Source organism: Yokenella regensburgei ATCC 49455, from assembly GCF_000735455.1.
Taxonomy (GTDB): Bacteria; Pseudomonadota; Gammaproteobacteria; order Enterobacterales; family Enterobacteriaceae; genus Yokenella; species Yokenella regensburgei.
In genome coordinates, this window is sequence record NZ_JMPS01000065.1 from 1 (window position 1) to 7,011 (window position 7,011).

Sequence of the window (7,011 nt, forward strand, 5' to 3'; positions counted from 1 at the left end):
ATTTTCCGGTGCTCGCAAAATTCGGGATTGCCGGTACCGGGCTGACGCCGGCGCTGATCGCGCTGGTGCTTTACGCGCTACTGCCGCTGGTGCGAGGGGTGGTTGCGGGTATGCAGCAGGTCCCGGGCGATATTCTGGAGAGCGCAGTGGCGATGGGCATGAGCCCGCGCCAGCGCTTCTGGCAGGTTCAACTGCCGCTGGCGCTGCCGGTGCTCCTGCGCAGCCTGCGGGTGGTGGCGGTGCAAACCGTTGGGATGGCGGTGATTGCCGCGCTGATTGGCGCAGGTGGGTTCGGTGCGTTAGTGTTTCAGGGGCTGCTCAGCAGCGCGCTGGATCTGGTGCTGCTGGGCGTGATCCCGGTGATTGCGCTGGCGGTGGTGACCGACGCGATTTTTAGCCTGTGGATAGCGCTGCTGAAAGGAGAACGCCGTGATTGAATTTGAAAACGTGAGCAAAGCGTTTGCCGGGCAGGCCGCGGTAAAAAACCTCTCATTAGATTTGAAAGAGGGTGCCTTCTCGGTGCTCATCGGCACCTCGGGATCCGGAAAGTCCACTACGCTTAAGATGATCAATCGACTGGTGGAGCACGACAGCGGCATTATTCGCTTTGCCGGGGAAGAGATCCGCCAGCAGCCGGTGCTCGAGCTGCGGCGGCGCATGGGCTATGCCATTCAGTCTATCGGTCTGTTCCCACACTGGACGGTGGCGCAGAATATTGCCACGGTGCCGCAATTGCAAAAATGGTCGCGCGGAAAAATAGACCAGCGTATCGATGAGCTGATGGCGTTGCTGGGGCTCGAAAGCACGCTGCGCGACCGCTATCCTCATCAGCTCTCCGGTGGGCAACAGCAGCGCGTGGGAGTGGCACGGGCGCTGGCGGCAAATCCGGAAGTGCTGCTGATGGATGAACCTTTTGGCGCGCTGGATCCCGTCACCCGCCAGGCGTTGCAGCAGGAGATGAGCCGCATCCACCGTTTACTGGGACGAACCATTATCCTTGTGACCCACGATATCGACGAGGCCCTGCGGCTGGCGGACCATCTGGTGCTGATGGATAACGGCGAAGTCGTGCAGCAGGGAACGCCGCTGGAAATCCTCACGCATCCGAAAAATGAATTCGTGCGCACGTTCTTTGGCCATAGCGAGCTTGGCGTGCGGTTGCTGTCCCTGCGTGACGTCAGTGAATATCAACGCCGGGGGGAATGGACGGAGGGGGAACCGCTCAGCGAAGGAATGACCCTGCGAGACGCGCTCTCTGCGTTTGTTGCCCAGCAGCGGCTGACGCTGCCGGTACTGGATGCAGAGGGAAACCCCAGCGGCACGCTGCATTTTGCCGATCTGCTGTGTGAGGAGGATCCGCGTGAAGCGATTCGCTGATCCGCTGCCCTGGCTGGTGGCTCTTTTTATCGGCCTGCTGCTGTGGCTACCGCACAGCGAGCCGCTCTTTCACTCGCTGTTCCCGGAGCTGCCGCGCCCGCTGTATCAGCAGGAGAGTTTTCTCCTGCTGACGCTGTCCCATTTCTGGCTGGTCGGCGTCTCAAGCCTGGTGGCGGTGGTACTGGGCGTTGGGGCAGGCATCTTCGTTACCCGTCCGGCAGGGCGTGAATTTCGAACGCTGGTGGAAACCATTGCCGCGATGGGGCAAACCTTCCCGCCGGTGGCGGTGCTGGCGGTGGCGGTGCCGGTGATGGGATTTGGTCAACAGCCTGCGATTATTGCGCTCATTCTCTACGGCGTGCTGCCAGTCCTGCAGGGGACGCTGGCGGGTTTTGCGGCGGTGCCGGAAAGCGTCACCAGCGTGGCAAAAGGGATGGGAATGAATGCCTGGCAGCGGCTGGTGAAGGTAGAATTACCGCTTGCAGCGCCGGTAATGCTTGCCGGGATACGGACCTCGGTCATTATCAATATCGGCACCGCTACCATCGCCTCGACCGTAGGGGCGAGCACGCTGGGAACGCCGATAATCATCGGCCTGAGCGGATTTAATACGGCTTATGTGGTGCAGGGGGCAATTCTGGTGGCGCTTGCGGCAATTATTGTCGATCGCGCGTTTGAACGTCTTAGTCGTCGATTCAGCCGATACCGCCACGAACAATAAACGAGTAGCCCGCGAGCATCACGCCGCTAATGCCACCGATAGCCATCAGCGCGAAGAGGGTGATTACAGCGATTTTTGCGGGTTTCATAGCAGGCTCCTTATGTTAAGGGTGTTATTGTACTATGAAAATTTGGTAAAAAGGACGCCTTATTCACGAACCGAGCGGATAGATCTGATAACCGTTTTCCCGCCACTGGCCGATCTGCTGTTTTTGTTGTGCAGACGGCGATTCACCGCACCACACCAGTAACGTCTTTCCCTCGAAGTTCTCCGGTTTCAGTTGACTGAGCGAATGAGCGAGTACATCCACCCGCCAGCCCTGTTCGGTTGCCATCCAGCCCTCAAGCCACAGCCGGGTGGTATCGTTAATATTCCAGCCGAGCACCAGCGCGTCTTTGCCGCCTTTCTTGTGAGCGCCGCTCAGGCAGTAAGCCACATGATTGATGAGCATGCCGTCGAGCATGCTCAGCATGACCTGGAGCGGTGCCTGCTGGCACTGGAGACGACGGCGGAGCGGGACGAAAAGGTGGGTAACGAGGGTTTGTGCCGGATATTCACGCCCGCGCTCTTTGAGCCACAGGCGAAGACGGTTGGTATTGCCGTTCTGCAGCCAGGTCACCATCATCTCCTGCTGCTCCAGCCAGCCAGACTGCTGTGCCTTTGCCGCTTCATTCAGCAGCGACTTGACCTTACTGACCTGTACACCGGTTTCTATCCAGCGCTTGATCTCGCGGATCCGGTCGATATCGTCTTCATTAAACAATCGATGGCCGCCATCCGTACGCTGCGGTTTTAACAAGCCGTAACGGCGCTGCCAGGCGCGTAAGGTAACAGGATTGATTTCACAGAGCAGAGCCACTTCACCGATCGTGTAAAGCGCCATAGATTTTACCCTTGCACATGCACCCACAATAACTGTAGCCAGAAAAATGCGAACCAGGAAAAATTGTCGATTTTTGCCGCCTGCTAGTTCGAAAAGTGGAGAAGATCGAATAAAAAAGCGTGATCTTACCTGCGTTTTTGCGTTTTTATGCCCCGCTTCAAAGAAAGTTACAGCCTGTCAGGGTATGTTACGCGCATTCGGAAGTTGTTTGGTTTGCGGGTATGTACGAGTTTAATCTGGTGTTGCTGCTTCTCCAGCAGATGTGCGTCTTTCTGGTCATCGCCTGGTTGATGAGTAAAACCCGACTCTTCATACCGCTGATGCAGGTTACCGTGCGCCTGCCGCACAAATTACTGTGCTACGTCACCTTCTCCATTTTCTGTATCCTCGGCACCTATTTCGGCCTCCATATTGAAGACTCTATCGCCAACACCCGGGCGATTGGTGCGGTGATGGGCGGTCTGCTGGGTGGCCCGGTCGTGGGCGGTCTCGTCGGGCTGACCGGCGGTCTGCATCGCTATTCGATGGGGGGGATGACGGCGTTGAGTTGCATGATTTCGACCATCGTCGAAGGACTACTCGGTGGCCTGGTACACAGTATTCTTATCCGTCGCGGGCGTCCTGATAAGGTGTTCAGCCCGTGGACCGCAGGCGCGATTACGCTCGTCGCCGAGCTAGTGCAAATGCTGATAATCCTGCTGATCGCCCGCCCGTTTGATAATGCGTTTAATCTGGTGCAAAGCATTGCGGCTCCGATGATGGTCACCAACACCGTCGGGGCGGCGCTGTTTATGCGAATTTTGCTGGATAAGCGCGCGATGTTTGAGAAATACACTTCGGCGTTTTCAGCGACGGCGTTGAAAGTGGCGGCGTCCACTGAAGGGATCCTGCGCAAGGGCTTCAACGAAGAGAACAGCATGAAGGTGGCACAGGTGCTGATTAAAGAGCTGGATATCGGTGCGGTGGCGATAACCGACCGCGAAAAGCTGTTGGCCTTTACCGGTATTGGCGACGATCACCACCTGCCGGGTAAGCCCATTTCTTCGGAGTGGACGCAAAAGGCGATTGATAGCGGCGACGTGGTCTATGCCGACGGTAACGAAGTGCCGTACCGCTGTTCGATTCAGCCAAACTGCAAGCTCGGTTCGACGCTGGTTATCCCGTTGCGCGGCGAAAACCAGCGCATTATCGGCACCATCAAACTGTATGAGGCCCGTAATCGGCTGTTCAGCTCTATCAACCGTACGCTGGGCGAGGGGATAGCCCAGCTGCTGTCGGCGCAAATTCTCGCCGGGCAGTATGAGAGGCAAAAAGCGCTGCTGACCCAGTCGGAGATCAAGCTGCTGCATGCGCAGGTGAACCCACATTTTCTGTTTAACGCGCTCAATACCCTGATGGCGGTGATCCGCCGCGACAGCGAGCAGGCGGGTCAACTGGTGCAGTATCTCTCCACCTTCTTTCGCAAGAACCTCAAACGGCCTTCAGAAGTGGTGACGCTGGCGGATGAGCTTGAGCACGTGAATGCCTATTTGCAGATTGAAAAAGCGCGCTTTCAGTCGCGGCTGCAGGTGCGGCTTTTTGTGCCTGACTCACTGGCCCATCATCAGCTTCCGGCGTTCACTCTACAGCCTATCGTCGAGAATGCTATCAAGCACGGAACTTCGCAGCACCTTGGGGTCGGTGAAATTACCATTCAGGCGAGCCAGCACGATCGCTACCTGCAGCTCGATATTGAAGACAATGCCGGATTATATCAGCCCACCACCAATGCCAGTGGGCTGGGGATGAACCTGGTGGATAAGCGCCTGCGCGCACGTTTTGGCGATGACTGCGGCATTACCGTCACCTGTGAGCCCGAACGCTTTACCCGAATCACCCTGCGACTGCCCCTGGAGGAACACGCATGCTGAAAGTGTTGATTGTTGATGATGAGCCATTAGCACGGGAAAACTTGCGTATCCTGCTCCAGGCGGAGAGCGACATCGAGATAATCGGTGAATGTGCTAACGCCGTGGAGGCTATCGGCGCCGTGCATCGTCTGCGCCCGGACGTGGTGTTTCTCGACATCCAGATGCCGCGTATCAGTGGTCTGGAAATGGTCGGGATGCTCGATCCTGAACACCGTCCCTATATTGTGTTTCTCACCGCCTTTGACGAGTACGCGGTGAAAGCCTTTGAGGAGCATGCGTTCGATTACCTGCTGAAACCCATTGAATCCTGCCGTCTGGAGAAAACCCTGACCCGACTGCGCCAGGAGCGCAGCCTGCAGGATATCTCGCTGCTTGAAGAGCACCAGCAGGCGCTGAAGTTTATTCCCTGCTCCGGGCACAGCCGTATCTGGCTGCTGCAAATGGAGGATGTAGCCTTCGTCAGCAGCCGTATGAGCGGTGTTTATGTGACCAGCAGCGAAGGGAAGGAGGGATTCACCGAGCTGACCCTGCGCACGCTGGAGAGTCGTACTCCACTTCTGCGCTGCCATCGCCAGTATCTGGTGAATATGGCGCATCTGAAAGAGATCCGGCTTGAGGAAAATGGTCAGGCGGAGCTGCTGCTGCGTGCCGGGCAAACCGTGCCGGTGAGCCGTCGCTATCTGAAAAGCCTGAAAGAGGCGATAGGGTTATAAGCGGTGATTAGTATTCAAGGGGCAGCTCTCGGTTTATTTCCGTCAGGATACCGTTGACCACTGAGATATAGCCCCCTTTTTTAAGGCTGGCCAGCAGCATATGAATAGTCGACGGGCTTAAATGTGAACGCTCCTGTATGAAAGACGCAATGGTGATATTCAGTTCAGAATACCGTGGGTAGCTGTTGTACTCGAGTATTTTGTTTCTCACAATCGTGTAGGCATTCACACCATATAATTGCGCATCTCTGGCGGCAAGCATCTGTGCATTCCAGGCGACAAATGTTGCAATTTCCTGCCATAAACCCAGAGAGGTAATGAGTCCAGACATTCTCTCGCGATCGATTCTTACCACCTCACAGGCATCCAGCGTTTTAGCGAGATGATATTCGGTGCTTATCAGAAATTCAGTGATCCCGATTATATGCGGGGCTTTCCCGGTTGCGATAACCATCCCGTCGCGGCGAACAATATTGCAGTGGCCTTTCGTTATTAGCCAGACTGGAAACCCGGTCATATCACCTTTTTCGAGCAGGGTATTAGCGGGAACCGTCATGGCAACTCCCTGAGGACTCAGGATCTGAATGAGTTGCTCAATTAACGCTATTGGTTTTTTATCATTTATCACCGAATAGATTGTTGAACGTTTACTTCTGAACATGCGGTTAACCTGCGGCGATAATGAACATGGCATTTATTATAGGCATAAAAATGGCGGGCTCCTTGCCGGTAATCGCTATCGCTATGACGCGTCTACCAACTCCAGGAGGCGCCAACACTAACCTGCCAGGGGTCTTCTTTATTGTCCCCTTTAGCGTAGTTAGCCCCGGCCCAGACGTGCAGTGATTTAGCGAGTTTGATTTCAGTACCGACGCCGGCGATACCTTTCCTTCCATGATTGCTGTCGTTAATACCGACATCATTGATATTGATTTTATTGCTGTTTTCCGTTTCACTGGCGACGGCAAAGTGCAGATAAGGGCGAACCTCGGTGTTATGAACGTTCAGAGTCGTACCCATATTCACTCCGCCTTCAACCCGCAATGATTTATAACGGCTGTCTTTAGCATGCAAACCGTTATCCAGCTTGTAATCCACGCCGTTGTAATGAATAGCGGATACTCGGGCGTAGGGTTCAACAAAAAGCGTATCGTTCTGCCAGTGCCAGCCAGCTTTCAGGGTACCGCCATAGCCGTTGTTACTGTAATCGCCATGAGAATGACCTCCATCGGTGGAAATAACGTCCATGCTGTTGTTCAGATGCTCGGCTTTAAGGGTGGCATCAAAGAACAGGCCATTATTCATTCGGTAAGAACCATACAAAGCCCCGCCGTAGCTGTTCGTATTCGTTCCTGAGTTGCCTGCATCGTGCATGTTATTATTGGAGTATCCCCGCATTACGGCAGT

General features: G+C 55.3%; 9 protein-coding genes. 5 read left to right on the plus strand and 4 right to left on the minus strand.

What is annotated here, in order from left to right; genetic code table 11:
- The 3 genes from GYRE_RS15400 to GYRE_RS15410 all read left to right on the plus strand — a co-directional run.
- Nucleotides 1-437 (plus strand): ABC transporter permease (locus tag GYRE_RS15400; RefSeq protein ID WP_038256417.1); only part of this gene is annotated, 437 nt, incomplete at its 5' end.
- Nucleotides 430-1,377: an ABC transporter ATP-binding protein gene (locus tag GYRE_RS15405; protein WP_038256419.1), complete on the plus strand. Its 948-nt coding sequence runs from the start codon at nt 430-432 to the stop codon at nt 1,375-1,377. The genes GYRE_RS15400 and GYRE_RS15405, both read left to right, overlap by 8 nt.
- Nucleotides 1,361-2,098 carry an ABC transporter permease gene (locus GYRE_RS15410; RefSeq protein WP_006820821.1) on the plus strand — a complete coding sequence of 246 codons (738 nt, stop codon included), beginning with the start codon at nt 1,361-1,363 and terminating at the stop codon, nt 2,096-2,098. Before GYRE_RS15405 ends, GYRE_RS15410 begins: the two co-directional genes overlap by 17 nt.
- Here the strand turns inward: GYRE_RS15410 and GYRE_RS23885 are convergent.
- Nucleotides 2,073-2,186, minus strand: coding sequence for a protein YohO (locus GYRE_RS23885; protein ID WP_071777548.1), 114 nt, complete (start codon nt 2,184-2,186; stop codon nt 2,073-2,075). The genes GYRE_RS15410 and GYRE_RS23885 overlap by 26 nt on opposite strands.
- A gap of 63 nt (nt 2,187-2,249) precedes the next feature.
- Nucleotides 2,250-2,981, minus strand: a complete 732-nt coding sequence (gene mlrA, locus GYRE_RS15415; RefSeq protein WP_038256421.1) for an HTH-type transcriptional regulator MlrA — start codon at nt 2,979-2,981, stop codon at nt 2,250-2,252.
- Nucleotides 2,982-3,202: 221 nt separating this feature from the next.
- Between mlrA and GYRE_RS15420 the strand changes: the two genes are divergently transcribed.
- Nucleotides 3,203-4,891, plus strand: a complete 1,689-nt coding sequence (locus GYRE_RS15420; protein ID WP_006820819.1) for a sensor histidine kinase — start codon at nt 3,203-3,205, stop codon at nt 4,889-4,891.
- Complete coding sequence (gene btsR, locus GYRE_RS15425) at nt 4,885-5,604, plus strand: two-component system response regulator BtsR (RefSeq protein ID WP_006820818.1); 720 nt, start codon at nt 4,885-4,887, stop codon at nt 5,602-5,604. Before GYRE_RS15420 ends, btsR begins: the two co-directional genes overlap by 7 nt.
- 7 nt (nt 5,605-5,611) lie before the next feature.
- On the opposite strand, the gene GYRE_RS15430 is transcribed toward btsR, so the two are convergent.
- Nucleotides 5,612-6,265, minus strand: a complete 654-nt coding sequence (locus GYRE_RS15430; RefSeq protein ID WP_167809249.1) for a helix-turn-helix domain-containing protein — start codon at nt 6,263-6,265, stop codon at nt 5,612-5,614.
- A gap of 92 nt (nt 6,266-6,357) precedes the next feature.
- The coding region (locus tag GYRE_RS15435) for an autotransporter outer membrane beta-barrel domain-containing protein (protein WP_156102667.1) at nt 6,358-7,011 on the minus strand (654 nt) is incomplete at its 5' end.